Raw genomic sequence first — 25,785 nt, 5'->3', positions numbered from 1 at the left:
CTGCCGGATCGTCGCCCTGGATGCGGAACAGTTCGCGCAGGAAGCGTTGGAGCGCGAGGGCGAGAAGGTGACGCTGCACAACACGACCATCTACTGACGGTCGGTTCACTGCTTCAGGCTCAGCCTGCGCCAGATCGCGCGGCGGGACCCAGCGCCGCCATCCACGCTTCCGCATCGGCGCCGGCGGCAATGCGCATCGGCGCAGCCGGGTCGGTGACTGCGCGCCACACCGCGTCGGCAACGTCCGATGCGTGGGTGACCGGCCCGCTGCTTTCACGGAAGCTGGCGATGACGCTGGTCACCAACGGGCCATAGGCCGCGTGATCCATACCACCCAGGTGGATGCCTGCATTCGCGCCGAAGCGGGTGGTGGGTGAGCGCCCGGGCAGCACCAGCCGCACACGCACGCCGAAAGGTGCGACCTCGATGGCGAGCGATTCGGTGAACGCATTCACTGCTGCCTTGCTGGCGGTGTAAACGCCCACCAGCGGCAGCGCTTTGAGGGTCACCGTGGACGTCACGTTGACGATCACGCCAGCGCCGCGCTGGCGGAGCTGCGGCAACACCGCCTGGGTCATGGCCAGCGTGCCAAGCGTGTTGGTCTCGAACAACGCACGGGCGGTCTCCATGGGCGTCAGCTCGACCGGTACCGGGGCACCGAAGCCGGCGTTGTTCACCAGCGCGTCGATGGGGCCGGCGTGGGCAACCGCGGCGGCGATGCTGTCCGGATCAGTGATATCCAGCGCCAGCACGCGCAGGTGGTCCGAGGGGGGCAGCACATCGGCCTGCGGCGTACGCATGGTGGCCACTACCGTCCAGCCGCGCGCCAGGAACAGTTGGGCCGTTTCCAGCCCGAAGCCGGAAGAACAGCCGGTAATCATTACAGTCGACATCGCTACACCTTCAACAGAGAACGAAGGTCCATGGTCGGGCCACGGTGCAGGACGCGCTACACTAGAACGTCTATATTTCCTCACTGAGCGTCCTGTCGTGGCCGATCCGCTTTCCGAGATTGTCTCCCTGCTGCAGCCCACTGCCCGGTTCTCGAAGCTGGTGGAAGGCGCGGGCGATTGGCGCATCCGCCGCGAAGGACAGGGCGATCCCTTCTACGCAGCGGTGTTGGAAGGCCAGTGCCAGCTGTCGATTGATGGGCGGCCGCCGCTCACCCTGCGAGCGGGGGATTTCGTCCTGATACCCGCCATGCAGATGTTGGAAAACACCAGTGCAGGTGCGCCAGCAGACACCCAGCCCAGCCTTCCTGCGCGCATTGGCGAAGACCATTTCCGTATCGGCAGCCCGGATGGTCCGATGAACCTGCGCGCGCAGCTTGGCCATTGCAGTTTCGCTTCGCCCGACGCTGCGCTGCTTGTTTCCCTGTTACCCCGGGTGGTGCATGTGCGAGGCGAGGCGCGGTTGGCAGCGCTGGTGCAGATGGTTGGCGAGGAAGCGCGTGCACGTCGGCCGGCACGCGAGGTGGTGCTGGAACGCCTGCTGGAGGTGCTGCTGATTGAAGCGCTGCGCAGCCGCCCAAGCCCTGCCGAAGGCGCTGGCCTGGTGCGCGGACTTGCCGATGAGCGACTTGCCGCCGCACTGCGCGCGCTGCACGCGCGCCCGGCGCACACTTGGAGCGTGGCGACGCTGGCTGCAGAGGCAGCGCTCTCGCGCTCGGCGTTCTCGGCACGTTTCACCAAAGTGGTGGGAATCGCGCCGATGGAATACCTGTTGACCTGGCGCATGGCGCTGGCGAAGCGGCTGTTGCGTGATCGTGAGTTGGCTCTTCAACAGGTGGCCGAACGCGTGGGCTACGCGAGCGCGGTGACGTTTGGTGTGGCATTCGCCAGGCACGCGGGCGTGTCGCCTGCGCGCTATGCGCGCGGCGATGAGCAGCGCTTATATAGTGTTTCGGGTTGAACGCGACGTCGAAAGGCTGCATCAAATGAAGTGCCGAAATCGAGAGGAACAAACGATTTCCCTGCGTCCACATCCTCCTTCATGGTGGCGTCTGGAGTGTAGGAACTCTTCATGCCGGCTCCCTCGTGATCCCGGCGAGGGAGATTCCCATTGGAGGTCCGTCATGACTATGTACTGGGCTGACACGCCCCACATCGAGCGCCGGAAGGGCAGGTGTGATTCCACGCCGCTGGAGATGCCCGCTTCCCGCCTGCCGGTCCATCTACGCCAGGCGCACGATGCTGGCGAGCCTTTGCCATGTCTCGTCCTGCGTGGCAGTTGGCTGCGCGATATGGGCTTTGCCGTAGGCACCAAGGTAGTGATCGGTGCCAGCGAAGGCCAGATCAACATCGCGCTTTGAAGAACGAACCACGCCTGCGGAGCCAAAGATACGCAAAGCCCCACGACAGAGAGAGGGCGTTGTGGACGCACGGCTCGCGTTGCTCAAGCAGCGCCGCCAGGAGGAATGGTCATGACCAAGCCTGTACTGGTTCGGGCGAAGGTGGACGAGGCGCTGCGCTCCGGCTTCCGTTTGGCTGCAGCACGCGCGCATGTACGCCCCGCACGGGTCCTGAGGCTGCTGATGGAGGAGTATGTGCTGGCCCAGGGCGGTCATCCTGCCGTGTGCCGACCGCTGGACGAACACACCTTCGCACGTGTGGCACAAGCCGTTGTGACCAAGGTGCCTCCGACGGTGCAGATCGTGGCGCGCGTGGAAAGATGGCTGCCGAAACCGCCGGGGAGCTATTCAAGACACTGACGCGGCATTGAAGCTGCTTCCCTTGCTCGACGGCTGCGATGACCTTGGCATGATCGACTGGTACGAACAGGCCAAGATGCGGGGCGAGTGGCGCGCAATAGGATGAAGGCGCCGTTTGGCGGCGCCTTCAATGCCCTACGGTGCCGCAGGCTTGCTCTTGCCGCTCCATGACTTGCTGATGATCATCCACTTGCCGTCGATCTTCGCCAGCGCGAGGTAGTCCACGCCATCCCAGCGCGGGTAGTCGAGGATCACCTTCACCTGCGCGCCGGTCTCGGTCACGTCCAGGATCTCGTAGCGGCGGTGACGCTTTTCTTCGTCGTCGGCGGGCTTGCCAGGGAAGCCCTTGGCCCACTCTTCGGCGCTTACCTGGGACAGGGCCTTGGTGACGGGTGAGTAGCCCACCACCACGCCGTCTTTGTTCAGCACCTGCAGGATCAACGTCGGGTCGCCGGCTTCGAAGCCGCGCATCATGGTCTGCATGACCTGGTCCACCGCCTCACGGTCTGAGGTCTGCGCCATCACGGTGGTGGGGGTCAGGACGAGGGCAGCGGACAGGCAGAGGGATCGGAGCATCGTGTTCATGAATTTCCTGGATGTTGGTGGTGAATTTCGGCAATCGCACTCGGCGATCAGTTGGTTGCCGCGACCGGCTTCTGCGGCGGTGCGGCCTGCATGCGAAGCAGCTCGACCACGGCTTCGGCCACGGGCTTGGCGGAGGCGTAGTTCTGGCCCGTGACCACGCGGCCGTCGACCTGGATGTAGGGCGCTTCGCTGTCGATGGCACTGAACAGGCCGCCGCGCGCTTTGATGGTCTCGCCCATCAGGAACGGGAACTGCTGGAAGTAGGCCGCGTCCTGCTGCTCGTGCTGTTCCGGGAAACCGGTGATGCGCTTGCCGGCCAGCAGGTTCTGGCCGCCGGCCAACGTGAGGTTCACGGTGCCGGCCGTGCCGTGGCACACCGCCGACACCACCCCGCCATTGCGCTCATACACGTGCAGGGCGATGCGCTGCAGGGCGGCGTTCTCCGGCACGCCGTGCATGGCATTGCTGCCGCCAACGTAGTACACGGCGCGGTAACGGGCGGGATCGATCTGGGCCGGCGTGGCAGTGTTGCGCAGGCCGGCCATGATGCGCGCGTCCTTCAGGCGTGCTTCCACCTCGTCGCCTACATAGGCGTCCAGGATCGGTACGTCACCGCCGTCGGGCGAGACGAAGTCCACCGCATAGCCGGCGGCGTTGAAGGTATCCCAGGCATGCACGACCTCGCCGAAGCTCACGCTGGCGGGCAGGGTGGAAGACCCGTGGACCTTGCTGCTGGATACGATGAAAAGAACGCGCTGCTGGGCGGCAGCGCCGGGCTCGGCGGCCGCGTCGGCCAGGCAGACCCCGCCGGTGAGGTTGCAGATCAGCAGCAGGAGCAGGGACAGCAGGTAGCGGGAAGTGGGCATGGGCGCTGGCTCGCAGGAGGAGCCGCTACGCTAGCCAATCGCTTCCAGATCAATATCTTGAAAACCCTTCCCGGAGTGCTGGAATCGATTCTAGGAGACGGTTGCGACGGCCCGGAATGCCGCCGGGGTGATGCCTTCGTGCTTCTTGAAGGCGCTGTGGAACGTGGACATCGACTGGAACCCGGCCTGTTCGGCGACCAGCTCCAGCGGTTTGGCCGGCTGTTGGCGCAGCAGCGCCTTGGCCTCGAGTACGCGCAGTTGCGCCAGGTACTGCTTGAACGAGGTCTGGTTGTTGTCGTTGAGCAGCTGCGACAGCCGCGTCTGCGGCATACCCAAGCGCCGGGCCAGCCGGGGCAGGGTCAGGCTGGGGTCCAGGTGCAGCCGCTCCTTGTCCATCAGCTCGGCCAGCGCGCGAAGCTGGGCCGCAGCCTCGGTCTCTGGGATGCGGCGGTCCTGGTAGGGCTCCACCGTGGCCTGGCCGGCGCGCTGGCGCAGGTACACCACTACGCTGAGCGCCAGCATGAAAGTGAAGGACAGCGCGCCCACGATGTAGGAGGTATAGCCGGCGGTGTAGTACGCGGCCCAGATGATCCATACCCCCACAAGCGCACCGAGCAGCAGCCGGCCGGTAGGGGCGCCCGCCAGCCGGGTGCGATGGCGGTACAGCTGGACCGTGGTCAACAGCAGGTAGCCCAGCCAGGCGTAGTTGATGCCAGGGGTGATCACATGCCGCCACAGCTCCGGATGGCGGGTATAGGGCAGGAACAGGTTCACCCCGATGGCGAGGACCAGCAGCGCGGCGATATGCCAGCGGTCGCTGCGCGCCAGGCCGGGCGTGTCCCGCTGGCACGCCCGCACCAGGAAGAACAGGCAGGGGCCGATCATGAAGCAGGCGGTCAGGCCGAACTGCAGCACGATGCGCGGAATGTCCGGCCAGAAATAGAACGCCACAGATTTGCCGGTACGCACGCCCACCGCCAGGATCAGCAGCGACAGCCAGCGCAGCGGCGCCGCGCCCTTGGCCCGCCACCACAGGAACGAAGCCAGCCCGATGCCATTGAAGGCACCGAGCATGGCAAAGAAGAACAGCAGGTGCTGGCTCAGCATGGTCGATCCATCGAAACACTTGGCCCTTCGTCAGGAAACCACACAGCGACGTAACGCCGCCCGGGCAGCGGGCGAGGTGGGGGCCATTCTGGCATCGACCACGTGGCAATTGCATCCGGGCCCGCGCCCGCAGCCGCATGCGCGACCACGGGCGTGCCACGTGCTGGATCAGGACGCGGTCACGGGGACCGGCGTATTGAGCAACTGCTGCTCCCACAGGTAGGCGATGCCGCTGCCAGCCGCATGCTGCTTCAGGATTTCGGTCAGCTCGGCGGCATGCTCGGTGCGCGCCCAGTCGCGTTGCCACTCGGAGGCAACCGCCATCCAGGTCATCATGTTGGCGCCGGCGGCGATCATGCGCTGGATCGCCACGGCATGCGATTCCACCGAAACGCCACCGCACGCGTCGGTGACCACAGTTACATCCCAGCCCTCACCCAGCGCCTGGATGGTGGGCATGGCCACGCACACTTCGGTCCACAGGCCGGCAATGATCAGCTGTTTGCGGCCCGTGGCCTTCACCGCGTCCACCACCTTCTGGTCTTCCCAGGTGTTGATCCAGGTGCGGTCGATGACCTCCTGGCCGGGGAATACATCGGTGATCTGCGGGAACAGCAGGCCGCCGCGGTCAGCGATCACACTGGTGAGGATGGTGGGTACGTTGAACGCCTTGGCCGATTTCGCCAGCGCGATCGCCGCGTTCACGGCCAGATGCGGGTCGTGGCTGTTGAGGTTGGACAGCTGGTAGGGTTGGTGGTCGATGAGCACGAGTACGGAATCTTCGGGGCGGAGCAGCGAGTCAAGGCCGTTACGGAACGTCATGGGTTCATCCTGTGTGGGTGGAAGCGAAGCGAGTACCCACCTTGTCATCGCACTCTGCAGGGCGGTAGCAGCGCTGCGTGCCCAGCTGTGTCGCAGAAACGGGAACGCTGAATGCGGCCGCGTTGTGTCAGGCTGTACGCCGTAGCAGGGAGGGCACGGTGGATATCGAAGATCTGCGTACATTCGTCGACGTGGCCGATGCCGGCGGCGTGTCGCCTGCCGCACGTCGGCTGGGCGTGGCCAAGTCCATCGTCAGCCGCCGGCTTGCCCGGTTGGAGGCGGAGCTGGGCGTGCAGTTGCTCGCCCGCACCACGCGCGGGGCGGCGCTCACCGAAGCCGGCGCCACCTTCCGCGAGCACGCCGCGCGTGCGTGTGCGGAAATGGATGCCGCCAGGGAAGCCATCCTGCCCGACGGTGACCTGCGTGGCCGGCTTCGCATTGCCGCGCCGCTGACCTTCGGGCCCACCCACTTCGCTCCGGTGTTCGCGGAAATGGCGCGGCGCCACCCGCAGCTGCATGTGCATGCGGCCTACAGCGACCGCTTCGTGGACATGGTGGCAGAGGGCTTCGACTGCGCGGTTCGCGTGGGCTACCTGCCGGATTCGAATCTGGTCGCGCGCTGTGTGGGGCCGCTGTTTGGCCGGCTGGTCGCCAGTCCAGGGTATGTCGATACACACGGTTCGCCGGAAGCGCCGGATGAGCTGGCCGCGCACGAGGCATTGATGCAGGGCACCGAGCCTTGGCAGTTCATGGATGGCGACGCGGTGGTCACGGTGCATCCGCGCGGGCGCTTCAAGGCCGACAACGGCACGGCGCTGCTGGCGGCGGCGCTCTCCGGGCTGGGCATTGCCTGGTTGCCGGATGGAATCACCCAGCAGTACCTGGATTCCGGTGCGCTGGTTCATGTGATGCCGCGCCATCCGCCACCACCGGCCGGCATCTATGTGATCCGGCCGCCGGGGCAGCATCCGTCGTTGAAGGTGCGGGCGCTGACCGAACTGCTCATCGCCTGTTTTGAGCAGGCGCCGCCGGTCTAGCCTGTGATTCGCTGGAGGTGGTCAAGCCGCCGTGGCCATCCGTTGGGAAATGGCGGCGGCGCAGCCGCAGTGCTACATGGACCAGCAGTACTAGCACCGGCACTTCCACCAGCGGCCCGATCACCGCGGCAAAGGCGACCGGGGAGGCCAGCCCGAAGGCCGCGATGGCCACCGCAATGGCCAGCTCGAAATTGTTCCCGGCTGCGGTGAAGGCAATTGCCGTGGTACGCGGGTAGTCCTTGGCGATGAACTTACCCATGAAGAAGCTGATGACGAACTGGATGATGAAGTAAAGGGTCAGCGGGACGGCGATGCGTACCGCGTCAAGTGGGAGACGCAGCACATCGCCGCCTTTCAGGCTGAACATCGCCACGATGGTGAACAGCAGCGCGATCAGCGTGATGGGGCTGATCGTCGGCAGGAATCGTTCCTCATACCAGCGCGCGCCCTTGGCCGCCTTCAACCAGCGGCGGGTGAAATAGCCGGCCAGGAATGGCATGCCGAGGTAGATCAGCACCGCCTCCGCGATGGTCCACATGCTCACGTCAATGACGCTGCCCTGCAGGCCGAACCGTGGCGGCAACCAGGACAGGAAGAACCAAGCGTACACGCTGAACAGGGCGATCTGGAAGATCGAATTGAAGGCCACCAGCCCTGCCACGTACTGACTGTCGCCGCGCGCCAGCTGGTTCCACACCAGCACCATGGCGATGCAGCGCGCCAGCCCGATCAGGATGAGGCCGGTCATGTATTCGGGGGAGTCGCGCAGGAACAGTACGGCAAGGCCAAACATCAGGAACGGCCCGACAATCCAGTTCTGCAGCAGCGACAAGGCCAGCACGCGTTTATCGGCGAACACCTGCGGCAGCGCTTCGTACTTCACCTTGGCCAACGGCGGATACATCATCAGGATCAGGCCGATGGCGATCGGTACATTGGTCGAACCTACGGACAGGCCGTTGAGGGCTGATGGAAGACCATCGAACATTGCGCCAAGGCCAACGCCCAGCGCCATCGCCGCAAATATCCACAGGGTGAGATACCGGTCGAGAAATGAAAGGCGGGAGGGTTCAGCGGTCATGGTGTGCGTCCAACGTTCTGGTCAGCAGCCGGGCCGATCGCATGCCTGATCGTCGGCGCAGCAATTCTCGGTGAGGTAACCCACCAGGGCATTCATGGCCTGGAAGTTGGCGCGGTAGCAGATGGCCCGGCCGCGTTGCTCGGCGGTGATCAGCTTGGCCGCTGTCAGCGCCTTCAGGTGAAAGGACAGCGTGGCGCCTGGCAGCGAAAGCGCCTGGGCAATGTCGCCGGCCAGCTTGCCGCCGGTGCCGGCCTGCACCAGCAGGCGATAGATGGAGAGACGGGTGGCGTGGCTCAAGGCTGCCAGGGCGTCGGTTGCATGACTATGTTCCATATTTCTAGAATAATGGAAACAATTCGACAGGACAACCCGTGCACAATGTTCCCAACCTGGTCCGGGGTGCCTTGGGCATCCCTTCAGCCAGCGCGCTGGAGGCAGGTCCAGCGCCCGCGCACCCTCCGCGCATCCTGATCCTGTACGGGTCGCTGCGGCCCCAGTCCTTCAGCCGCAAGCTGGCGCTGGAAGCGCAAAGGCTGCTTGAACACCTTGGTGCGGAAACCCGGCTGTTCGATCCGCATGCGCTGCCGATGCTCGACTCCGTGCCGGCCACGCATCCCAAAGTCCAGGAACTGCGCCGTGCCTCGCTATGGTCTGAAGGCCATGTCTGGGTCAGTTCCGAACGTCATGGAACATTGACGGCCGTATTCAAGAACCAGATCGACTGGTTGCCGCTGGAGGAGGGCAGCGTGCGGCCAACCCAGGGACGCACGCTTGCGGTGATGCAGGTCTGCGGCGGCTCGCAGTCGTTCAACGTGGTCAACGCGCTGCGCGTGCTGGGCCGCTGGATGCGGATGGTGACGATTCCCAATCAGTCTTCGGTAGCCAAGGCCTGGCAGGAGTTTGACGAGGACGGGCGAATGAAGGCATCTGCCTATTACGATCGCGTCGTTGATGTGATGGAAGAACTGGTCAAATTTACCCTGCTGGTGCGCGGCCGCAGTGACTACCTTGTGGACCGTTACAGTGAGCGCAAGGGCGCAGCCGAGGCCGCGGCGCTGGCCGCAGCTGCTGGCGCTGTTGAATCCGTATCGAATGAGGAGCGTGCATGAAAGCCGTCATCTATCACAACCCGAAGTGCGGAACCTCCCGCAACACCTTGGCATTGCTCCGGCATGCGGGCGTTGAACCGGAGGTGATCGAGTACCTTCTCAACCCACCCAGTCGTGCGCGTCTGGGCGAGCTGATCGGCGCCGCGGGTTTGACCGTGCGCGGCGCCATTCGCGAGAAGGAGAAACAGTACCTGGAGCTGGGGCTGGATGATGAGGCGCTGGGCGACGAAGCACTGCTGGATGCCATGCTGGCCAATCCCATCCTGATCCAGCGGCCGTTTGTGGAGACAGATCTGGGAACGCGCCTGAGCCGCCCCTCCGAGGTGGTCCTGGAGATTCTTCCCCCGGTCAGTGCACCGTTCACCAAGGAAGATGGAGAGGTGGTGATCGATCAGGACGGAAGGCGCGCCCACTGATGGAGTAGCAGGCATGGCAATCTTCAAGCCGATGGCGGTAGATGCCGGACTCATTGCAATGCTCCAGCGCGTCGGGTTGCCTACCGACGACCTTTGCGCACAAGGGCCGGCGACGTTCTGCGGAATGTGGGAAGACGATCAGCTGTGCGGGGTGGTCGCAGTTGAGTCGTACGGCTGTGTTGGGCTGCTGAGGTCACTTGCCGTGACCCCGTCTTTTCGCGGGCGTGGCCTTGGCCGGGTATTGGTCAGCAAGGCCGAAGATCTGGCATGCCAGGCGGGAATTGATGAACTCTATCTGCTGACGATCTCTTCCAGCGCACTGTTCGAGCGCTGTGGCTTTGTCCACGTTCTTCGAGGCGATGTTCCTGCTCCCATTCGCGAGACGAAGCAGTTCTCCAGTCTTTGTCCTTCGACCTGCGCCGTCATGCGCAAGAAGCTCCAGAACGTCCGCCTGGCGGCGGGCGTTGCACCGTGAGCGGCCTTGCCGTGGCGCATCGCCCCGGGAACCATTACGCGCAGTAAAAGTACTGTTTTTAGCCCGTGCGGCCATTGCTACGCTTCAGCCCCCGTGGTTGGAGATCCCGCCGTGAGCAATGCCATCCTGCGACACAACCGGCTTGCCCTGGCCGTGGCTGCCCTGGCCGTAACCGTGCTCCTGTCCGCTTGCCGACGTGAGCCCGAAGCAGCGTCACCCGTCGCTGCGGAAACCCCGGCCGCCGCGCCCGCTCCGGTTGCGCCGACGCCGGTGCCGCCCCCGGCCGCCGATGTGCCGGAACCGGGCAGCGTGCCCGTCACCGCCGACACCTTCGTGCGCGCCGAATCCGACCGGCACTTCGCGGCCCTCGCGAGGAAGGGTGGCCTGGGCAAGCTGTTCCACCACCGCGAACCGGCATCGATCGACGGCCAGACCGTGGTGCGGTTGAACCGCGACACCCTGTATTCCAGTGCGGTGTTCGACCTCGATGCCGGTCCGGTCACCATCACCCTGCCCGATGCCGGTGATCGCTTCATGTCCATGCAGGTCATCGATGAGGACCAGTACACCACGCAGGTGAACTACACGCCGGGCGCCTACACGCTGAGCCGTGGCAAGGACGGCACCCGCTACGTGGTCGTTGGCGTGCGCACGCTGGTGGATCCCTCCAACCCGGAGGACGTGGACAAGGCGCACGCGCTGCAGGATGCCATCAAGGTCCAGCAGGCCGCGCCGGGCAGCTTCGACGTTCCCAAGTGGGACACGGTGAGCCAGGACAAGGTACGCGATGCCTTGCTGACGCTGGCCGCCACCCTGCCTGATACCCACCGCATGTTCGGCACCCGCGACAGCGTGGACCCGGTGCGGCGCGTGATCGGGGCAGCCTCGGCCTGGGGCGGCACCCCTGACAAAGATGCGGTCTACCTCAACGTGACCCCGACGCAGAACGACGGAAGAACTGTCTACCGCCTGCATGTAACGGACGTGCCGGTAGATGGGTTCTGGTCGGTGAGCCTGTACAACGCCAGGGGCTACTACGAGAAGAACCCGCAGAACGCCTACACCCTCAACAACCTCACCGCGAAGAAGAACGACGACGGCTCGGTCGACATCCAGTTCGGCGGCTGCGATGGCCAGGTCGCCAACTGTCTGCCCACCGTGGCCGGCTGGAACTACATGGTGCGGCTGTACCGGCCGCGTGCCGAGGTGCTGGACGGACGCTGGACGTTCCCCGAGGCGGTGGCGGTGCAGTGACAAGGTCCGGTTAGCGGCAGGTGCCCTGGGGGGAGCCGCCCGTGGCGACAATGAAGCAGGCGCCCGGCGTGCCGTCGGCGGGCGCCAGCGTAATGGACCAGCCATGCGAGAGGCAGATCTCCATGCAGATCGCCAGGCCCAGGCCAGCGCCGTTGCTTTCCCTGGCGTTACCACGCCAGAAGCGCCTGAACAGCAGGGCACGCTCGGCGTCGTGTACGCCAGGGCCGGCATCGCGCACATGGAAGCGGTCCGGCGTTGCGACGATCCGCACCATGCTGCCCGGTGGCGCATGGTGCACGGCGTTCTCCAGCAGGTTCTTCACCAGCACGAACAGTGCGCCCGCGTCGGCGTCGACGGGTGGGTGCGAGGTGCCCTCGCGGGTAACCAACACATCTACTCCGCGCTGATCGGCCAGTCGTGACAGGTACTCCACCGCGTCGTCGATGACGTTGGCCACCAGCACGGGTGCAAAACTGTAGTTGTGCCCCTCGCTGACCTCTGCCAGGTGCAGCAACTGGTGCACCTGGCGTGCCATCTGGGCGGTGTCACGTAGCAGTAGATCGGTATTGGGTGCGCCGCTGAGCTCGATCTCCGCCTGAAGCAGCGCCAGCGGCGTCTTCAGTTCGTGTGCAGCGGAGGCCAGGAATTCCTGCTGGACCCGGAAGCCCTGCTCCAGCCGCTCCAGCGCGGCATTGAAGGCTTCGATCAGCGGCACGACTTCGGAGGGCAGGCCTTCGGTCCGCAGGCGTGCCCCCAGATTGCGCGGGCCGACTCGGGCCGCTACGCGCGAGGCCTGGCGCAGCGGTCGAACCATGCGATTGACGATGACGTAGATCACGGCGCTGAAGGTGAGCAGCGCCAACACCACCACCACCGAGCCGGCGCGAAGGTAGAGTTTGGATGCATGGTCCTTCAGCGTGGCCACCAGACGGTCGCTGCGGGCAATGCGCGCGTGGTAGGTATGGCCGGCGTGCTCCAGCGTCGCGTCCGCGACCCGAAGGTGGACGTCGCCATCCGGTGCGGTGACGGTCACCTCGGCTGCATCCGGCGGCAGGGCGAGCAGCGCCTGCAGGGCAGGTCCGTCCTGACTGCTGGCGACGTTGCGTCCGCCGCCGTCGGTCAGCCGGTAGGCGGCGTCATTGCGCATGGCGGCATAGACGTTGCCCACTTCCGGTGACAGGTCGAAGGTGACCGCACCGTTGGCGTCGATGCGCAAGCCTTGCTGGAGCTCGACCGCCTCCTCGGCGAGCTCCTCGCGCACCATGTCTTCCATGGAGCTGGTGCGGAGCAGCAGCATGACCGCAGCTGCGGTTGCAGCCGCTGCGAGGAGCGCCACCAGCGTGGCCAGCATCAGCCGCACGCTGAGGCTACGCGGCAGCATCGGCGGGCCGCAGGGCGAAGCCCAAGTTGCGAACATTCACTACGGTCAAGGACGAATCAATGGCACCCAGCTTGCGGCGCAGCCGATGCAGGGCGACATCCAGAGCGTTCGGGGTGACCGCTTCGGTTACGCCCCATGCCGCACTTTCCAGGGCACCACGCCGGACCACCTGGCCGGCAGAACGCACAAGCGAAATGATGATCTGCAGTTCGGCCGAAGCAAGACTTACCTGTTCGTCCCGACAGCGCATGCAGCTTTCCCCAGCGATCACCTGCAGGTCGTGGTGCACCAGCTGCAGGTCACGCAGTTCCGCAGGGCGGCGCATCAACGCGCGCACCCGCGCGGCCAGCTCCTCGATGGCGAAGGGTTTGGGCAGGTAGTCATCGGCCCCGGCATCCAGCCCGTCCACGCGGTCATGCAACGCATCGCGCGCGGTCAGCATCAGGCAGGGCATGCGGTTGCCGGCCGCACGCATGCGCCGCACCAGGTCCAGCCCATCGCCGTCGGGCAGGCCGCGGTCGATCACCGCCATCGCATAGGCATGCTGGCCGATGGCGTGCCACGCGGTCTCCATGCTTGCGAATGCATCGACTGCGATGCCCGCCGCACCCAGCCCGCGCTCGACCAGGCCCGACAGGCGCACGTGGTCTTCGACCAAGGCGATCCGGTTGGGCAGGGAGGTGGGCAATGGCTGGGACATGGGGCCAGAATAGTGAAGGTGGCGATCAGAAGCTGCGGGTGATGCCGATCCGCAGGCCGGTAGAACCGTCCATGTCCGGCTCGCTCAGTGGGCTTTCGCTGATTTCATCTGGCAGGAACCGGTAGTCCACCCCGCCCATCACGCGCCACTTCTCACCCAGCGGACGGGAAAAGGCGATGCTCACCTGCGGCACCACGGCCGAACCGGGTTGGTAACGGGCCACGCCGCGCGCGACTTCCGCATCCAGCGTACCGTGGTAGTAGTTGACCAGATCATCGGACATCCAGCGTACCCCGATGCTCGGAATGACGGTAGTACGGCCCCATTTCAGCGCATAGGCGTAGTCGGCGCCGATCTCGTAGCCGCCACTGGCATCGGTGACATCGGCCAGCGCGCTCAGTTTGAACTCGCCGACGCGGCTGCTCCAGCTTGCGGTGACGCCGGCATCCAGGCCGTCGTCGCGGTCGTCCAGCAGGGCGGGATCCACGCCGTTGGCCCGCAGCTCGCGGCGGCCCAGGTCCTTGATGTCAACGCCGTCGAAGCGACCGCTCAGCACCCCATCCAGGGAGAAGGTCTCGCCCTCTACCAGGTGCACGCCGCCGCCCAGGCCGCGCCAGAACAAGCGGTTGCCTTCATAGGTGAGCAATGGCACCGGGCGTACGCGGGTGCCTTCACCTGCGTATGGGCTCTGGCGCACCGAGGCGGCCACGCCGATCGACCAGCGATCGTCGTTGGTTTTCGCGAGCAGGTCGCCCGTGCTGGTGGTGCTTTGTGCCAGCGCGAGGGTGGGGAACAGGAGCGGAACAGACAGCAGGTACCTGAACATGGGGTGGTACTTCCGAGGGAGGGCGGAGCGAGTCTTGCCACCGTGGACTTACACGCAACTTACCGCACACGCCGGCGTTGCCTGCCAGTCAGTAAGAACCCGGTAACCCAGCCGGTTCCAGACTCGCCGCCGCCTTCTTCCCGAGCCCGAACATGGCCGATCCCCGCCCGCATTTCCCCAGCCGCCGCCACTGGGCCGCATCGTTGCCGCCGATACCGGTCCGCATGAGCGGCCGCAGCACCCCGGGCTTCAAGGTATTGTTGGCCGCGCTGGCGCTCATCGTGGCGATCCTCGCAACCGTGGCGCTGCTGCGCCCGGCCGGCCACGCAGGGGCCGCGCAAAGCAACCCTGTCGAAATGCCCGCTGCGATGACGGTAAGCACCGTACGCGTCGAGCGGAAGATGTGGACCGACCCGGCTACCGCGACCGGTGCGATCGTGCCCTGGCAGGAATCCGTGGTGGGGGCGCCAATGGCTGGCCTGCGGCTGGCCAGCGTGGAAGCCGACGTCGGCGATGTGGTACGCAAGGGCCAGGTATTGGCGCGCTTCGATGATGCGCTGCTGCAGGCCGACGCCAACCGACTGGCCGCTGTGGTCGCCCAGGCCGACGCCGCTGCCGCACAGGCCAGTCGCGATGCACGGCGAGCCGAACAGCTGCGTCCGAGCGGGGCGTTGAGCGAGCAGTCCCTCCTGCAGGCGCTGACCGATGCCGAGTCCGCAGCGGCGGCAGTGCGCGCAGCGCGGGCGGCACTCAACGCCAAGCATGTGGAGATTGGCTATACCCTCCTGCGCGCTGCCGATGATGGGGTGATCAGTGAACGCGTCGCCACCCTCGGCGCGGTGCCCGAACGTGGTGAAGCACTGTTCAGGCTGATCCGCCAGCAACGTCTGGAGTGGCGGGGCGAGTTGGATGCCGCGCAGTTGGCGCGCGTGACCGCGGGTCAGCACGTGCAGTTGCAGTTGCCCGACGGCAGCACCGCGCAGGCGCGGGTGAGGCAGCTCGCCCCGGGCCTGGCGCAGGCCACGCGCCTGGGACTGGTGCATGCGGACATCGAGCAGGGCAGCACGGCGCGCGCCGGGATGTACGTCGAAGGCAGCCTGGGCCAGGCGCGCACGCCCGCATTGGTGGTGCCGGCCGCGTCCGTGGTGATCCGCGATGGGCACAGCCGCGTGTTTACCCTCCATGCCGGTGCGGGATACGGCCATGCAAGTGCGCGTGAGGTGGTGGTGGCGCGCCGCCGGGAGGGGCAGGTTGAAATCGCATCGGGGCTGGAACAGGGGGAATGGATCGTCGAAGAAGGTGCCGGCTTCCTGACCGACGGCGATCGTGTACAGATTGTCCCGCGCACGCCGGATGTGACATGAATTTTGCGACGTGGTCCATCCGTAATCCAACCCCGGTCATCCTGCTGTTCGTGCTGCTGGCGGTGGCTGGTGCCGTAGGATTTGCCCGCCTGCCGATCCAGAACCTGCCCGATATCGAGCTGCCAACCGTCAACGTCGTGCTTGCCCAGCCCGGCGTGGCGCCGGCACAACTGGAAACGGCGGTAGCGCGGCCGGTGGAAGATGCACTGGCGGGCGTGGTCGGCCTGCGACACCTGCGCAGCCAGGTAACCAATGGCGTGGTGCACATCTCGGCCGAGTTCGAGATCGGCAGGCCGTTGTCCGAGGCATTGGATGATGTCAAGGCGGCCCTCGACCGGACGCGCGCGGTACTTCCCGATGACGTTCTGCTACCAGCCGTCAGCGCCGACGTGGTCGGCAGCAGCCCGATCCTGACCTATGCCGTGGAATCGGCAACGCTTGACGAGGAACAGCTGTCCTGGTTCGTCGACAACGTGCTGGCCAAGGCGCTGCGCGCAGTACCCGGCGTGGGGCAGGTGGAACGTCTGGGTGGCGTACAGCGCGAGGTGAGGGTGGAGTTGGATCCAGTCCGGCTGGTGGCACTGGGCGTCACCACCACGGACGTATCCCGTGCGCTGGGTGCCGTGCAGATGGAATCCTCGGCAGGTGGCGTGCGACTGGGGGGCGGAGAACAGGCGATTCGCACCTTGGCCACGGTCGCGACAGCAACGGAGTTGGCTGCCGTGGCGCTGCCGCTGGGCGATGGGCGCTGGGTGCGCCTGGACCAGGTGGCCAGCGTCATTGATGGTCATCGCGACCGCGACCAAGCCGCGCTGCTCGACGGCACCCCGGTGGTGGGTGTCCACGTCTACCGCACGCGGGGCAGCAACGAAGTGGCAACGGCAACCGAGGTTGCCTGCGCGCTGGAGGCGCTTCAGCAGGTACATCGGGGCCTGGTCGTAACACCGGTGGCGAACCGCGTGGACCATACGCGGGAGCAGTATCGGGGCTCGATGCAGATGCTGCTGGAAGGGGCGCTGCTGGCCATCCTGGTCGTGTGGTGGTTCCTGCGTGACTGGCGCGCCACCGCCGTGGCCGCGATGGCGTTGCCGCTCTCGATACTGCCCACCTTTGCGCTGATGCCCTGGCTGGGGTTTTCGCTCAACACCCTGACCCTGCTGGCGCTTGCGGTGGTGGCGGGCATCCTGGTGGACGATGCGATCGTGGAAATCGAGAACATCGAAACCCATCGCCGCCGTGGAAAATCCATTGAACAGGCAACGGCAGATGCAGTCAGCGAGATCGCGCTGGCCGTAATGGCCACGACGCTCACCCTGGTGGTGGTGTTCCTGCCAACCGCGCTGATGCCGGGCATTGCCGGGCTGCTGTTCGCGCAGTTCGGCTGGACCACGGTCATTGCGGTACTTGCATCCCTGCTGGTGGCGCGGCTGCTGACGCCGCTGCTGGCCGTACATTGGTTGCGACCGTCGCCCGCGCAGATGCACCGGGAGGGGCGGGTGATGCGACGCTACCTGGCTGCAGTGAACTGGGCCATGACCCACCGGCGGATGACACTGGGCGCTGCGCTCGCGTTCCTGGCCGGTTCTTTTGCCTTGCTTCCGTTGCTGCCGACAGGCTTCATGCCGGCGGCCGACCAGGGCCATGTGCAGGTCGGAGTGGAATTGCCTCCCGGTGTGGCACTCGCCGATTCGCTGCACGCCGCCGAGCGTGTGCGTCGCGCGCTGCAGGGTGTGCCGGGGGTCGAACAGGTATTCGCCCGGGTGGGCGAGCCGGGCGACGGGGACGGTGGCGCCAGTCCGGATGTTCGCCGTGCATTGCTGACCCTTACCCTGGGGCCACGTGCGGCGCGGACATCACAGCAGGACATTGAATCGGAGGTGCGCCAGCGGCTGGCAGCACTTCCGGGAATGCGCTTCAGCGTCGGCGGGGGCAACCTGGGTAGCGCCATGACCCTGATCCTGGCCAGCGATGACGCGCGCCTGCTGCGCAGCACTGCGCAGACCCTCAAACAGCAGATGCGGGGCATCCCGGGCCTGGCCAACGTCAGCTCCACCGCCAGTCTTGAACAGCCCGAGCTGACCGTGCGCCCCGACCCGAACCGAGCGGCAGAACGCGGAGTCACCACGGCAGCGATTGCGGAGACGGCGCGCATTGCGTTGGGCGGAGACGTCGATACCGACCTGCCACGGCTAAACCTCGACACCCGCCAAGTGCTGATCCGCGTGCAGGCCGCAGCGTCCGTCCGTACCGACCTGGACGCCATCGGCCGCCTGCGCGTGCCGGGGCGCGATGGCGCGGTGCCCTTGCACAGCATCGCTACGCTTGGCATGGAGAGTGGACCAAGCCAGATCGACCGTTACGACCGGCAGCGCTTCGTTACGATGAGCGCGGGTCTGGCGGGAATTCCGCTGGGCGATGCCGAAGCGGCGGTGGCGGCCCTGCCGATCAGCCAGGCCATGCCGGACGGGGTACGCCCGATCGAAGCCGGCGACTCCGAGCTGGCCGGTGAGCTGGCGGGCGGGTTCCTGGTGGCCATCGGCGCCGGCCTGTTCTGTATGTTCTGCATCCTGGTGCTGCTGTTCAAGGACGCCTTCCAGCCGCTGACCATTCTTTCAGCCGTGCCGCTCTCGCTGGGCGGCGCATTGCTGGCGCTGCTGGCGACCGGCAACGCGCTGGACGTGCCGGCGATGATCGGGCTGGTGATGCTGATGGGCATCGTGACCAAGAACTCGATCCTGCTGGTGGATCATGCTGTACAGGCTATGCACCAGCACGGCATGGAACGCGGTGCGGCCCTGGTGGAAGCCTGCAGCCACCGCGCCAGGCCCATCGTGATGACATCGCTGGCAATGGTGGCCGGCATGCTGCCCATTGCAGCAGGGCTGGGGGCCGACGCCAGCTTCCGACAGCCGCTGGCCATCACCGTCATTGGCGGGTTGGCGACGTCGACAGTACTCAGTCTGCTGGTGGTGCCGGTGCTGTTCACCTGCATCGACGACCTGCGCATCCTCTTGCGTGGCGGCCGGGTCAACATGCGGCTTGTACGCTGAGTCTGCGATGCTGGGCGCATGAATGCACCCCTGCACCCCGACCGGGACACCAACACCGCTGCGAGTGCGCAGCCGCGCTCGTCGGCCTTCGCACTGTGCCGTTGGACGTTGTGGATAGTGATACCGGCACTGCTGGTCGTTGCAGCGCTGGCCCTGTGGAACAGCGAATGGCTCAAGGTGCCGCGCGCGCTGTGGGAGCTGTCACGCATGCCGGCGCCGACCTCGCTGCCGGTGCCGGTGGAAGGCGTGGCGGCGCCGCGCATCGCCGATACCTTCGGTGCCCCGCGCGGACGTGACCGTGCCCACGCCGGTGTGGACATATTCGCCAGGCGTGGCACGCCGGTGCGCAGCGCGGCGGCGGGTGTGGTGGTGGCGATGCGCGACAGCGGGCTGGGAGGACGCCAGGTCTGGGTGGTGGGGCCCGCGCGCGAGCGCTATTACTACGCGCATCTTGAAGGCTGGCGCGAAGGCCTGGCGGAAGGCGAGGTGGTCAGTGAAGGCACGGTGCTGGGCTATGTGGGCGACAGTGGCAATGCGGCGGGAACCCCGCCGCACCTGCACTGGGGTATCTACGGTGGCGACGGCGCCTATGACCCGTTGCCGCTGCTGCGCGCGCACCGCGCGACCAACGGTGGCGTACTACCCGCGCGGTAGGTAATGGCCGTTGCGGGTTGCGCCGTTCAGCCCCGCCTCGCCACCGGGCCAGACACATGCGCATGTCCACGCACATGCCAGCGCCACGGAAACTCCACCGCGCGCCGGATACCCACGCGGGGTCCGGCAACCGGGTCATCCGGCGGTGGCATGCCGTCGGACACGATGCGGATGCCACGGTCGTTCTTCACCAGGTCCGCGCCGTCCAACGCCTTGGTGATGCCCATTGCCTGTGACAGGCGCCCGGGCCCACTGGCCAGGTCGCGCTCGCGGCGGATCGCCGGGCGCGCCTGCCGGATCAGGTCCACCCCCTGCACCGGCTCCAGCGCCCGCAGCAGCACGCCCCAGCCTTGGCCGACCTCGCCGCAGACCGCATTGCTGCCCCAGTGCATGCCATAGGTGAAGTACACATACAGGTGGCCGCACTCGCCGAACATGCTGGCCGTGCGCGCGGTCATGCCACGGAACGAGTGCGCGGCCGGATCCTGGTCGCCAGCGTAGGCTTCCACTTCAACAATGCGCCCGGCACGACCGTCATCGCGCACCAGCAGCTTGTTGAGCAGCTCGGGCGCGACCTCGGTGGGGTGTCGATGGTAGAAGCTGCGCGGCAACGTGCGCCAGCGTGAAGGAGGGAGGGGCATCAGCGCAGCGCCAGCCACTGCTGTGCGACGATCCGCTCCAGCTTGTTGGGGTTGCGCTGCACCAGCACCTGGGTGATGCGCGCGCCGTCGGTATCGAAGGACATCGCCGACTCCAGGTGGTCGCCGAAATAGCGCAGCAGCCCCATGCGACCGTTGAAGAACGCCGGCACCATGCGCAGCTCCGCGCGGCGCCGCAGGGTGGGCGCGAACAGCAGCTGCGCGATGCGGGCACCGCCCAGCATGGGCTTGGGGAAGCTGGTGACGATGCCACCGCCGTCGCCCATCAACTGGGCCGAGGTATCCATCAGCGCGATCATCGATTTCAGGTCACCCTTGTCCAGCGCATCGGTGAAGGCCTGCAGCAGGTGCTGGTGGGTGCGGTGCGGCACGGGATGCAGCGGACGCTCTTCGCGCAGCCGGGCGCGCGCGCGATGCACGACCTGCCGGCAGGCGGCCTCGCTCTTGTCCAGGATGCGGGCAATTTCGGGGTAGTCGCGGTCGAACACATCGTGCAGCAGGAACGCGGCGCGCGCTTCCGGTGCCAAGCGTTCCAGGACCGCGAGGAACGCAACGGAGAGATCGCTGGCGGCCTCATGCAGGTGCTCGGGGGTACTGGCATCGTCGGTCAGCACCGGCTCGGGCAGCCAGATGCCGACATAATGCTCGCGGCTGCGGCGGGCCATGCGCAGCTCATCGATGGCCAGGCGCGTGGTGGTGGCCACCAGCCACGCCTCGGCGTTCTCGATCGCGTCGCGGTCGGTACCGTTCCAGCGCAGCCATACTTCCTGCGCCACGTCTTCTGCTTCGGCCATCGAGCCCAGCATGCGGTAGGCCACGCCGAGCACGCGCGGACGCAACGGGGTGAATCGGTCAAGGGACGTGTCCATGGGGGCATTCAACATGAGCGGGGGTCGCGTGGACAGTGCCGGCCACCGGTGGGGGCACGGTGACGGCGGCAAGCAGTGCATGAAAGAGGTTAGGCGGCCGGCGGCCCTGGCGGTAGCCGGCAGCGCGGACGCACGGTGTTGAGCGGCACGCACCAATCCCGTGGGGCGGGGGTGTCACAGCGCATCGCGCTGGCCCGTCTGACTTGCATGAGCCCCCCATCCCGTCCCGATCCCGCAGGCCCGCCGCGCCCCGCCGAACAGGTGTGGACCACGTTCCTGTCCGCGCTGGAAGCGCTGCCTGCCGATGTGCGCCTGCTGCTGTTGCTGCATGACGTGGCCGGTGCGCCGATCGAGGAGCTCATGCCGTTGCTGGGGTTGCCTGCTGCTGAATGCAGGCAACGGCTGGAAGCGGCCCATGCCTGCCTGCGCGCGCATGCGCGCCACCTTGGAGCGCCGCCCGCATGTCCCTGACTGAACCGGCTACCGCCGACGACGGTGTCGACCCGCTCACCACCGGCTTTTCGGCAAGCTATGCCGGGGTGATGGCATTCATCGCCGTGGCCCACGAGGGCAGCTTTTCGCGTGCGGCCGACCGGCTTGGCATAGGTCGTTCGGCGGTCAGCCGCAGCGTGCAGAAGCTGGAAGGCCAGCTGGGCGTGCGCCTGTTCCTGCGCACCACGCGGTCGACGTCGCTTACCCGCGAAGGCGAGCTGTTCCATGAGGGGTGCCGCCCGGGCGTTGACCGCATCCTGCAGGCGCTGGAGGAAATGCGCGACCTGCGCGATGGCCCGCCGCGCGGGCACCTGCGGGTCAGCGCCACCTACGGGTTCGGCCGCAGGGTGATCGCGCCGCTGCTGTCCCGCTTCCGCGCGCTCTTTCCCGAGGTGACGCTGGAGCTGCAGCTGGAAGAACGCACGCTGGATCTGGCCGCCGACCGTATCGACGTGGCGTTCCGTGATGGGGTGCTGGAAGACAGCGAGGTCATCGCCAAGCACCTGATTCCGATGCAGTTGCTGGTCTGCGCCGCCCCGGACTATGTGCGCAGGCACGGTCTTCCCGGCAACGTGGCCGAGCTGGCCGGGCATGCCTGCATCAGCCAGCGGCAGCCCAATGGGCGGCTGCAGCCATGGGAATTCCGCATCGATGGCCGGCCCCGGAGCGTGGAGCCCGCCTCGGCGCTGGTGTTCAACGACGCCGACCTGGCGCTGCAGGCGGTGCTGCAGGGGCAGGGCCTGGCGCAGCTGCCCAACTACCAGGCACGCGCGGCACTGGATGCCGGGCTGGCGGTGAGCTGCCTGGACCAGTACGCGGCCGACGACCGCGGCCACTACCTGTGCTACCTGAGCCGGCGCCAGCTGCCCAAGCGCATCCGCGCGTTCATCGACTTCATCACCAGTGAGGTGCGTGCACTGGACCTGGATGTGGTGACCCACTGGGAAAGCGTGCAGATGCCCGCTGCCCCCGCGCGGGACATCGACCCCGGTGCGTGGCGCTGAACCGGATTGCTGCATTACAGGCAACAGTGCGGGTCCGCGCGCGGACCTACTGCCGCCGCGGTGGCCTGCCTAGCATCGTTGCATGCCCTGGCCACCGTGCCGGGTTCACTCCCCCCAGCTACGGAGCATCACCATGAAGATCCTGGTAATAGGCGGCACCGGCCGCATCGGCAGCAAGGTGGTCGAGCGCCTGCGCGCGGCCGGCCATGACATCGTCATCGCCGCGCCCTCCACCGGCATCGACATCATCAGTGGCGATGGCCTGGATGCGGCCATGGCCGGTACCGATGTGGTCATCGACCTGGCCAACTCGCCGTCGTTCGAAGACGCGGCCGTGCTGGCTTTCTTCCAGACCGCCGGCCGCAACATCCTGGCTGCGGAAGCACGGGCCGGCGTGGCGCATCACGCGGCCCTGTCGGTGGTGGGCACCGACAAGCTGGCCGCCAGCGGCTACTTCCGCGGCAAGATCGCGCAGGAAGCGCTGATCCGCGAGTCGGGCGTGGCCTACACGATCATCCACTCCACCCAGTTCTTCGAGTTCCTGCCGGGCATCATCCAGTCCGCCGGCGAATCGTTGCGGCTACCGACCGCCCTGGTGCAGCCGATCTCCGCAGACGACGTGGCCGACGCGGTGGCCGGCGTGGCCGTGCAGCCGCCCGTCAACGGCGTGGTCGAAATCGCCGGGCCGGAACGGGCATCGATGGCCGAGCTGGCCCAGCGCTTCCTGGACCGCACGCAGGATCCGCGCCGGGTGGTCGGCGATGCACAGGCACCGTACTTCGGCGCACCGCTGCAGGAAGACACGCTGGTGCCGGTGGGCCAGGCGTGGCTGGGCCGCCAGGGCTTCGATGGCTGGCTGCAGCAGTCCGGGCTGGCCCGCACTCCCTGATACCCGCTCGCCTGTACTGCGTGGATACCCCATGTCTGACCTGAAGCCGCCTTCGCCCACCGTTCTCGACAAGTACCGTGGCGATGAGGTGCGCCCGCTCTACACCGGGCGGGTGCGGGTGAGCGGTGGCGAAACCGGCCATGGCCGCGCGTCAGGGGTGGCCCGGTCCGACGATGGCGCGTTGTCGCTGGACCTGCGGCTGCCGCCCGAGCTGGGCGGGCCGGGCGGCGGCAGCAACCCGGAGCAACTGCTGGCCGCCGGCTACGCCGCCTGCTTCCACGGCGCCATGACACTGCTCGCCAACCGCGCCGGGCTGGTAGTGACGGATGCCTGCATCGAGGTTGCCGTGACGTTCTCGCGTGATCCCATCGATGGTCTGTACCTGCTGTCGGCCGAAGTGGAAGCGTACCTGCCCGGCCTGGAGCCAGGCGTGGCCGCCGAGCTGGTGCGCAACACCGAACGTGTCTGCCCCTACGCAAAGATGTTCCGCAATGGCATCACCCACGTGGTCTGCGTGGTGCCCAGCGCGGCCCCTTAGCCGCATTCCCCCCACTGCTGGAGGCAACGATCATGCACGCCGGTCGCTCATACACGTTTACCGAATTCCTGCTGTGGACGCGCCGTCCGCTGTATGTGTTGATCCTGCTGGATGTCACGCTGGTGGCGCTGTACCAGCTCGGCGGCCTGCATTGGCTGGCCGTGCCATGGAATGTGATCTTCATGCTGGGCACCAGCGTGGCGCTGATCGCCGGGTTCAAGAACACGCAGACCTACAACCGGCTGTGGGAGGCGCAGCAGGTATGGGCTTCCATCACCGCCGCCAGCCGCCTGTGGGGCACGATGAGCCGCGATTACGTCGGCCATCCCGATGACACCCGCAGGCTGGTGTACCGGCACCTGGCCTGGTTGACCGCGCTGCGTTACCAGATGCGCGAAGCCAAGCCGTGGGAGACGGTGCAGCTTGCGCCCAACCTCGAGTACCGCAAGCGCTATGACGTGCCTGAAAAGGTGCGCACCCTGGACACCGAGTTGATCAAGTACGTCACCCCTGAAGAGCGCTCGCGCATCCTGGGTGCGGGCGGCAAGGCCACTGAAGTGCTGTCGCTGCAGGGCGCGTCGCTGCGCCAGCTGCTTGATGAGGGAAAGATCCCACAGGCCAGCTTCGCCGAACTGCAGCGCGTGCTGCGCGACCTGCACGACCAGCAGGCGCGCAGCGAGCGGATCAAGAACTACCCGTACCCGCGCCAGTACGCGGTGATCAATGTGATCTTCGTGCGCATCCTCTGCCTGCTGTTGCCGCTGGGCATGATCGACCTGCTTACGCCGATGAATGACAGCGTGGCGGGCGTCATGGCAGGACAGATGGTGTGGCTCGCCATCCCGCTCAGCGTGCTGGTGTCGTGGATGTATGCCGCGCTGGACCAGGTCGGCGAAAGTAGCGCCAACCCGTTCGAGGGCGGCGCCAACGATATCCCGATCTCGCAGTTGTGCAGCGCGGTGGAACGCGAACTGCGCCAGTTGCTGGACGAGCGCCACGTTCCCGAGCAGCAGGAACCTGCCAGCCCGATCGTGATGTAACCCTCAAGGAGCATGCATATGAAGATCGTCGTCATTGGCGGCCACGGGCTGATCGGCAGCCGGGTGGTGGAGCACCTCGCTGCGCAGGGGCATGAAGCAGTGGCCGCGTCGCGGCGCAGTGGCGTGGATGTGCTGACCGGCCACGGCCTGGCCGCGGTGCTGGTGGGTGCGCAGGTGGTGGTGGACGCATCCAACGCGCCAATCTTCGAAGACCCGCAGGTCGGTGATTTCTTCCAGCGCGCCACCACCCAGCTGCTGGCCGCCTGCGAACGCGCAGGGGTGCAGCACCTGGTGGCCCTGTCCATCGTTGGCACGCCCTACCTGCAGGACAGCGCCTACTTCCGCGCCAAGGCGGTGCAGGAAGGGCTGATACGCCAATCGGGGCTGCGCTCCACGCTGGTCCGCGCGACACAGTGCCACGAGTTCATGGCCCAGCTGGTCGCGCCACTGGCGGTCCGCCAGGCGCTGCACCTGTCGCCGGCCAAGGTCCAGCCGGTGGCCGCTGACGATCTGGCGGGCCTGGTCGCGCAGGTGGCCGCGGCCGTTCCGGGCCGTCGCAGGGTGCAGATCGCCGGCCCCGAGTGCCACCGCCTGTTCGAGCTGGTGGAGTGGGTGATGTACTTCAACCAGGACGACCGGCCGGTGGTGGCGGATCCGGATGCGCGTTACTACGGTGCGCTCCTGAAAGACACCACGCTGACCCCTGAGCCCGGCGCGCTGCTGGGCACGACCCGCTTTGCCGACTGGCTGGCCAGCCACGTGCCCGGCCGCCTGCTGCAGGTGCATCTGCCCGATCCGCTGCACGTTCCGGGGCTCGCGCGCTGACGGCCGTGGGCCGTCACTACCTGCATGCGGGG

The 25,785-nt window shown here is 66.7% G+C and carries 29 protein-coding genes; 17 read left to right on the top strand and 12 right to left on the bottom strand.

Annotated features, from left to right (window positions below; translation table 11 throughout):
• Window positions 1-119 precede the first annotated feature (119 nt).
• Entirely contained in the window at window positions 120-893 is a 774-nt protein-coding gene (locus J7J08_RS09220; RefSeq protein ID WP_214904348.1) for an SDR family oxidoreductase, read from the bottom strand.
• Between the two features lie 97 nt (window positions 894-990).
• On the opposite strand from J7J08_RS09220, the gene J7J08_RS09215 reads away from it, so the two are divergent.
• From J7J08_RS09215 to J7J08_RS09205, 3 genes are all read left to right on the top strand, one after another.
• Entirely contained in the window at window positions 991-1,911 is a 921-nt protein-coding gene (locus J7J08_RS09215) for an AraC family transcriptional regulator (protein ID WP_214904345.1), read from the top strand.
• A 163-nt stretch (window positions 1,912-2,074) separates the two neighbouring features.
• Complete coding sequence (locus J7J08_RS09210; protein WP_214904342.1) at window positions 2,075-2,311, top strand: SymE family type I addiction module toxin; 237 nt, start codon at window positions 2,075-2,077, stop codon at window positions 2,309-2,311.
• 111 nt (window positions 2,312-2,422) lie between these two features.
• Window positions 2,423-2,710, top strand: a complete 288-nt coding sequence (locus J7J08_RS09205; RefSeq protein WP_214904339.1) for a hypothetical protein — start codon at window positions 2,423-2,425, stop codon at window positions 2,708-2,710.
• A gap of 135 nt (window positions 2,711-2,845) precedes the next feature.
• Here J7J08_RS09205 and J7J08_RS09200 read toward each other — a convergent pair whose 3' ends face one another.
• The 4 genes from J7J08_RS09200 to J7J08_RS09185 all read right to left on the bottom strand — a co-directional run bounded on the left by J7J08_RS09200 (window position 2,846) and on the right by J7J08_RS09185 (window position 6,090).
• On the bottom strand, window positions 2,846-3,295 hold the full coding sequence (locus J7J08_RS09200) for a nuclear transport factor 2 family protein (protein WP_214904336.1): 450 nt from the start codon (window positions 3,293-3,295) through the stop codon (window positions 2,846-2,848).
• 47 nt (window positions 3,296-3,342) lie between these two features.
• Window positions 3,343-4,161 (bottom strand): type 1 glutamine amidotransferase domain-containing protein, encoded by an 819-nt coding sequence (locus tag J7J08_RS09195; protein ID WP_214904333.1) that lies wholly within the window; start codon window positions 4,159-4,161, stop codon window positions 3,343-3,345.
• Window positions 4,162-4,251: 90 nt separating this feature from the next.
• The gene (locus tag J7J08_RS09190; protein ID WP_214904330.1) at window positions 4,252-5,268 is read right to left on the bottom strand and encodes a helix-turn-helix domain-containing protein; all 1,017 of its coding nucleotides are present in this window, start codon (window positions 5,266-5,268) and stop codon (window positions 4,252-4,254) included.
• A gap of 168 nt (window positions 5,269-5,436) precedes the next feature.
• Window positions 5,437-6,090: a hydrolase gene (locus J7J08_RS09185; RefSeq protein WP_214904327.1), complete on the bottom strand. Its 654-nt coding sequence runs from the start codon at window positions 6,088-6,090 to the stop codon at window positions 5,437-5,439.
• Between the two features lie 158 nt (window positions 6,091-6,248).
• Between J7J08_RS09185 and J7J08_RS09180 the strand changes: the two genes are divergently transcribed.
• Window positions 6,249-7,127 carry a LysR family transcriptional regulator gene (locus tag J7J08_RS09180; protein ID WP_214904325.1) on the top strand — a complete coding sequence of 293 codons (879 nt, stop codon included), beginning with the start codon at window positions 6,249-6,251 and terminating at the stop codon, window positions 7,125-7,127.
• Here the strand turns inward: J7J08_RS09180 and arsB are convergent.
• Together arsB and J7J08_RS09170 are read right to left on the bottom strand one after the other, a co-directional pair.
• Window positions 7,093-8,208: an ACR3 family arsenite efflux transporter gene (gene arsB / locus J7J08_RS09175; protein WP_251006534.1), complete on the bottom strand. Its 1,116-nt coding sequence runs from the start codon at window positions 8,206-8,208 to the stop codon at window positions 7,093-7,095. The genes J7J08_RS09180 and arsB overlap by 35 nt on opposite strands.
• Window positions 8,209-8,229: 21 nt before the next feature.
• On the bottom strand, window positions 8,230-8,541 hold the full coding sequence (locus J7J08_RS09170; RefSeq protein WP_214904322.1) for a metalloregulator ArsR/SmtB family transcription factor: 312 nt from the start codon (window positions 8,539-8,541) through the stop codon (window positions 8,230-8,232).
• Window positions 8,542-8,579: 38 nt separating this feature from the next.
• Between J7J08_RS09170 and arsH the strand changes: the two genes are divergently transcribed.
• The 4 genes from arsH (at window position 8,580) to J7J08_RS09150 (ending at window position 11,462) form a co-directional block, all read left to right on the top strand.
• Window positions 8,580-9,317, top strand: coding sequence for an arsenical resistance protein ArsH (gene arsH / locus J7J08_RS09165; protein WP_214904319.1), 738 nt, complete (start codon window positions 8,580-8,582; stop codon window positions 9,315-9,317).
• The gene (gene arsC, locus J7J08_RS09160; RefSeq protein ID WP_214904316.1) at window positions 9,314-9,733 is read left to right on the top strand and encodes an arsenate reductase (glutaredoxin); all 420 of its coding nucleotides are present in this window, start codon (window positions 9,314-9,316) and stop codon (window positions 9,731-9,733) included. Before arsH ends, arsC begins: the two co-directional genes overlap by 4 nt.
• A 13-nt stretch (window positions 9,734-9,746) precedes the next feature.
• Window positions 9,747-10,208 carry an arsenic resistance N-acetyltransferase ArsN2 gene (gene arsN2 / locus J7J08_RS09155; protein WP_214904313.1) on the top strand — a complete coding sequence of 154 codons (462 nt, stop codon included), beginning with the start codon at window positions 9,747-9,749 and terminating at the stop codon, window positions 10,206-10,208.
• 111 nt (window positions 10,209-10,319) lie between these two features.
• Complete coding sequence (locus tag J7J08_RS09150) at window positions 10,320-11,462, top strand: DUF1254 domain-containing protein (RefSeq protein WP_343237721.1); 1,143 nt, start codon at window positions 10,320-10,322, stop codon at window positions 11,460-11,462.
• A gap of 10 nt (window positions 11,463-11,472) precedes the next feature.
• On the opposite strand, the gene J7J08_RS09145 is transcribed toward J7J08_RS09150, so the two are convergent.
• The 3 genes from J7J08_RS09145 to J7J08_RS09135 are packed head-to-tail and all read right to left on the bottom strand — an operon-like array spanning window position 11,473 to window position 14,369.
• Window positions 11,473-12,843, bottom strand: coding sequence for an ATP-binding protein (locus J7J08_RS09145; protein ID WP_214904310.1), 1,371 nt, complete (start codon window positions 12,841-12,843; stop codon window positions 11,473-11,475).
• Window positions 12,830-13,543, bottom strand: a complete 714-nt coding sequence (locus tag J7J08_RS09140) for a response regulator transcription factor (RefSeq protein WP_214904307.1) — start codon at window positions 13,541-13,543, stop codon at window positions 12,830-12,832. The genes J7J08_RS09145 and J7J08_RS09140 overlap by 14 nt, the downstream gene beginning before the upstream one ends.
• A gap of 25 nt (window positions 13,544-13,568) precedes the next feature.
• A complete protein-coding gene (locus J7J08_RS09135) occupies window positions 13,569-14,369 on the bottom strand; it encodes a MipA/OmpV family protein (protein WP_214904304.1) in 801 nt (266 codons plus the stop codon).
• Window positions 14,370-14,521: 152 nt separating this feature from the next.
• Here J7J08_RS09135 and J7J08_RS09130 point away from each other — a divergent pair, with 152 nt between their 5' ends.
• The 3 genes from J7J08_RS09130 to J7J08_RS09120 are packed head-to-tail and all read left to right on the top strand — an operon-like array spanning window position 14,522 to window position 19,437.
• Window positions 14,522-15,733 carry an efflux RND transporter periplasmic adaptor subunit gene (locus J7J08_RS09130; protein WP_214904301.1) on the top strand — a complete coding sequence of 404 codons (1,212 nt, stop codon included), beginning with the start codon at window positions 14,522-14,524 and terminating at the stop codon, window positions 15,731-15,733.
• The gene (locus J7J08_RS09125; RefSeq protein WP_214904299.1) at window positions 15,730-18,783 is read left to right on the top strand and encodes an efflux RND transporter permease subunit; all 3,054 of its coding nucleotides are present in this window, start codon (window positions 15,730-15,732) and stop codon (window positions 18,781-18,783) included. The genes J7J08_RS09130 and J7J08_RS09125 overlap by 4 nt, the downstream gene beginning before the upstream one ends.
• Before the next feature lie 18 nt (window positions 18,784-18,801).
• Window positions 18,802-19,437 (top strand): M23 family metallopeptidase, encoded by a 636-nt coding sequence (locus J7J08_RS09120; RefSeq protein WP_214904296.1) that lies wholly within the window; start codon window positions 18,802-18,804, stop codon window positions 19,435-19,437.
• A 26-nt stretch (window positions 19,438-19,463) separates the two neighbouring features.
• Here the strand turns inward: J7J08_RS09120 and J7J08_RS09115 are convergent, their stop codons facing one another.
• Together J7J08_RS09115 and J7J08_RS09110 are read right to left on the bottom strand one after the other, a co-directional pair.
• The gene (locus J7J08_RS09115; RefSeq protein ID WP_214904293.1) at window positions 19,464-20,078 is read right to left on the bottom strand and encodes a DNA-3-methyladenine glycosylase; all 615 of its coding nucleotides are present in this window, start codon (window positions 20,076-20,078) and stop codon (window positions 19,464-19,466) included.
• Window positions 20,078-20,965 carry an RNA polymerase sigma-70 factor gene (locus tag J7J08_RS09110; RefSeq protein ID WP_214904290.1) on the bottom strand — a complete coding sequence of 296 codons (888 nt, stop codon included), beginning with the start codon at window positions 20,963-20,965 and terminating at the stop codon, window positions 20,078-20,080. The genes J7J08_RS09115 and J7J08_RS09110 overlap by 1 nt, the downstream gene beginning before the upstream one ends.
• Window positions 20,966-21,172: 207 nt before the next feature.
• On the opposite strand from J7J08_RS09110, the gene J7J08_RS09105 reads away from it, so the two are divergent.
• The 6 genes from J7J08_RS09105 (at window position 21,173) to J7J08_RS09080 (ending at window position 25,753) form a co-directional block, all read left to right on the top strand.
• On the top strand, window positions 21,173-21,436 hold the full coding sequence (locus J7J08_RS09105; RefSeq protein ID WP_214904288.1) for a hypothetical protein: 264 nt from the start codon (window positions 21,173-21,175) through the stop codon (window positions 21,434-21,436).
• Entirely contained in the window at window positions 21,427-22,461 is a 1,035-nt protein-coding gene (locus tag J7J08_RS09100) for a LysR family transcriptional regulator (protein WP_214904286.1), read from the top strand. Before J7J08_RS09105 ends, J7J08_RS09100 begins: the two co-directional genes overlap by 10 nt.
• A gap of 133 nt (window positions 22,462-22,594) precedes the next feature.
• Window positions 22,595-23,350: an SDR family oxidoreductase gene (locus J7J08_RS09095; RefSeq protein ID WP_214904284.1), complete on the top strand. Its 756-nt coding sequence runs from the start codon at window positions 22,595-22,597 to the stop codon at window positions 23,348-23,350.
• Window positions 23,351-23,381: 31 nt separating this feature from the next.
• Window positions 23,382-23,888, top strand: coding sequence for an Ohr family peroxiredoxin (locus tag J7J08_RS09090; RefSeq protein ID WP_214904282.1), 507 nt, complete (start codon window positions 23,382-23,384; stop codon window positions 23,886-23,888).
• Between the two features lie 32 nt (window positions 23,889-23,920).
• Window positions 23,921-24,928, top strand: coding sequence for a bestrophin family ion channel (locus J7J08_RS09085; RefSeq protein ID WP_214904280.1), 1,008 nt, complete (start codon window positions 23,921-23,923; stop codon window positions 24,926-24,928).
• An 18-nt stretch (window positions 24,929-24,946) separates the two neighbouring features.
• Window positions 24,947-25,753, top strand: a complete 807-nt coding sequence (locus J7J08_RS09080; protein ID WP_214904278.1) for an NAD(P)H-binding protein — start codon at window positions 24,947-24,949, stop codon at window positions 25,751-25,753.
• Window positions 25,754-25,785 lie beyond the last annotated feature (32 nt).

It is taken from the genome of Stenotrophomonas sp. ISL-67, from assembly GCF_018612915.1.
Taxonomy (GTDB): domain Bacteria; phylum Pseudomonadota; class Gammaproteobacteria; order Xanthomonadales; family Xanthomonadaceae; genus Stenotrophomonas.
This window is presented reverse-complemented; position numbering and strand designations above follow the sequence as displayed.

What these genes read in the sequence shown, in the direction of transcription:
- J7J08_RS09220 (WP_214904348.1), bottom strand. Translation starts at nt 893, where the DNA reads ATGTCGACTGTAATGATTACCGGCTGTTCTTCCGGCTTCGGGCTGGAA.
- J7J08_RS09210 (WP_214904342.1), top strand. Translation starts at nt 2,075, where the DNA reads ATGACTATGTACTGGGCTGACACGCCCCACATCGAGCGCCGGAAGGGC.
- J7J08_RS09205 (WP_214904339.1), top strand. Translation starts at nt 2,423, where the DNA reads ATGACCAAGCCTGTACTGGTTCGGGCGAAGGTGGACGAGGCGCTGCGC.
- J7J08_RS09200 (WP_214904336.1), bottom strand. Translation starts at nt 3,295, where the DNA reads ATGAACACGATGCTCCGATCCCTCTGCCTGTCCGCTGCCCTCGTCCTG.
- J7J08_RS09195 (WP_214904333.1), bottom strand. Translation starts at nt 4,161, where the DNA reads ATGCCCACTTCCCGCTACCTGCTGTCCCTGCTCCTGCTGCTGATCTGC.
- J7J08_RS09190 (WP_214904330.1), bottom strand. Translation starts at nt 5,268, where the DNA reads ATGCTGAGCCAGCACCTGCTGTTCTTCTTTGCCATGCTCGGTGCCTTC.
- J7J08_RS09185 (WP_214904327.1), bottom strand. Translation starts at nt 6,090, where the DNA reads ATGACGTTCCGTAACGGCCTTGACTCGCTGCTCCGCCCCGAAGATTCC.
- arsB (WP_251006534.1), bottom strand. Translation starts at nt 8,208, where the DNA reads ATGACCGCTGAACCCTCCCGCCTTTCATTTCTCGACCGGTATCTCACC.
- J7J08_RS09170 (WP_214904322.1), bottom strand. Translation starts at nt 8,541, where the DNA reads ATGGAACATAGTCATGCAACCGACGCCCTGGCAGCCTTGAGCCACGCC.
- arsC (WP_214904316.1), top strand. Translation starts at nt 9,314, where the DNA reads ATGAAAGCCGTCATCTATCACAACCCGAAGTGCGGAACCTCCCGCAAC.
- arsN2 (WP_214904313.1), top strand. Translation starts at nt 9,747, where the DNA reads ATGGCAATCTTCAAGCCGATGGCGGTAGATGCCGGACTCATTGCAATG.
- J7J08_RS09145 (WP_214904310.1), bottom strand. Translation starts at nt 12,843, where the DNA reads ATGCTGCCGCGTAGCCTCAGCGTGCGGCTGATGCTGGCCACGCTGGTG.
- J7J08_RS09140 (WP_214904307.1), bottom strand. Translation starts at nt 13,543, where the DNA reads ATGTCCCAGCCATTGCCCACCTCCCTGCCCAACCGGATCGCCTTGGTC.
- J7J08_RS09135 (WP_214904304.1), bottom strand. Translation starts at nt 14,369, where the DNA reads ATGTTCAGGTACCTGCTGTCTGTTCCGCTCCTGTTCCCCACCCTCGCG.
- J7J08_RS09130 (WP_214904301.1), top strand. Translation starts at nt 14,522, where the DNA reads ATGGCCGATCCCCGCCCGCATTTCCCCAGCCGCCGCCACTGGGCCGCA.
- J7J08_RS09125 (WP_214904299.1), top strand. Translation starts at nt 15,730, where the DNA reads ATGAATTTTGCGACGTGGTCCATCCGTAATCCAACCCCGGTCATCCTG.
- J7J08_RS09120 (WP_214904296.1), top strand. Translation starts at nt 18,802, where the DNA reads ATGAATGCACCCCTGCACCCCGACCGGGACACCAACACCGCTGCGAGT.
- J7J08_RS09115 (WP_214904293.1), bottom strand. Translation starts at nt 20,078, where the DNA reads ATGCCCCTCCCTCCTTCACGCTGGCGCACGTTGCCGCGCAGCTTCTAC.
- J7J08_RS09110 (WP_214904290.1), bottom strand. Translation starts at nt 20,965, where the DNA reads ATGGACACGTCCCTTGACCGATTCACCCCGTTGCGTCCGCGCGTGCTC.
- J7J08_RS09105 (WP_214904288.1), top strand. Translation starts at nt 21,173, where the DNA reads ATGAGCCCCCCATCCCGTCCCGATCCCGCAGGCCCGCCGCGCCCCGCC.
- J7J08_RS09100 (WP_214904286.1), top strand. Translation starts at nt 21,427, where the DNA reads ATGTCCCTGACTGAACCGGCTACCGCCGACGACGGTGTCGACCCGCTC.
- J7J08_RS09095 (WP_214904284.1), top strand. Translation starts at nt 22,595, where the DNA reads ATGAAGATCCTGGTAATAGGCGGCACCGGCCGCATCGGCAGCAAGGTG.
- J7J08_RS09090 (WP_214904282.1), top strand. Translation starts at nt 23,382, where the DNA reads ATGTCTGACCTGAAGCCGCCTTCGCCCACCGTTCTCGACAAGTACCGT.
- J7J08_RS09085 (WP_214904280.1), top strand. Translation starts at nt 23,921, where the DNA reads ATGCACGCCGGTCGCTCATACACGTTTACCGAATTCCTGCTGTGGACG.
- J7J08_RS09080 (WP_214904278.1), top strand. Translation starts at nt 24,947, where the DNA reads ATGAAGATCGTCGTCATTGGCGGCCACGGGCTGATCGGCAGCCGGGTG.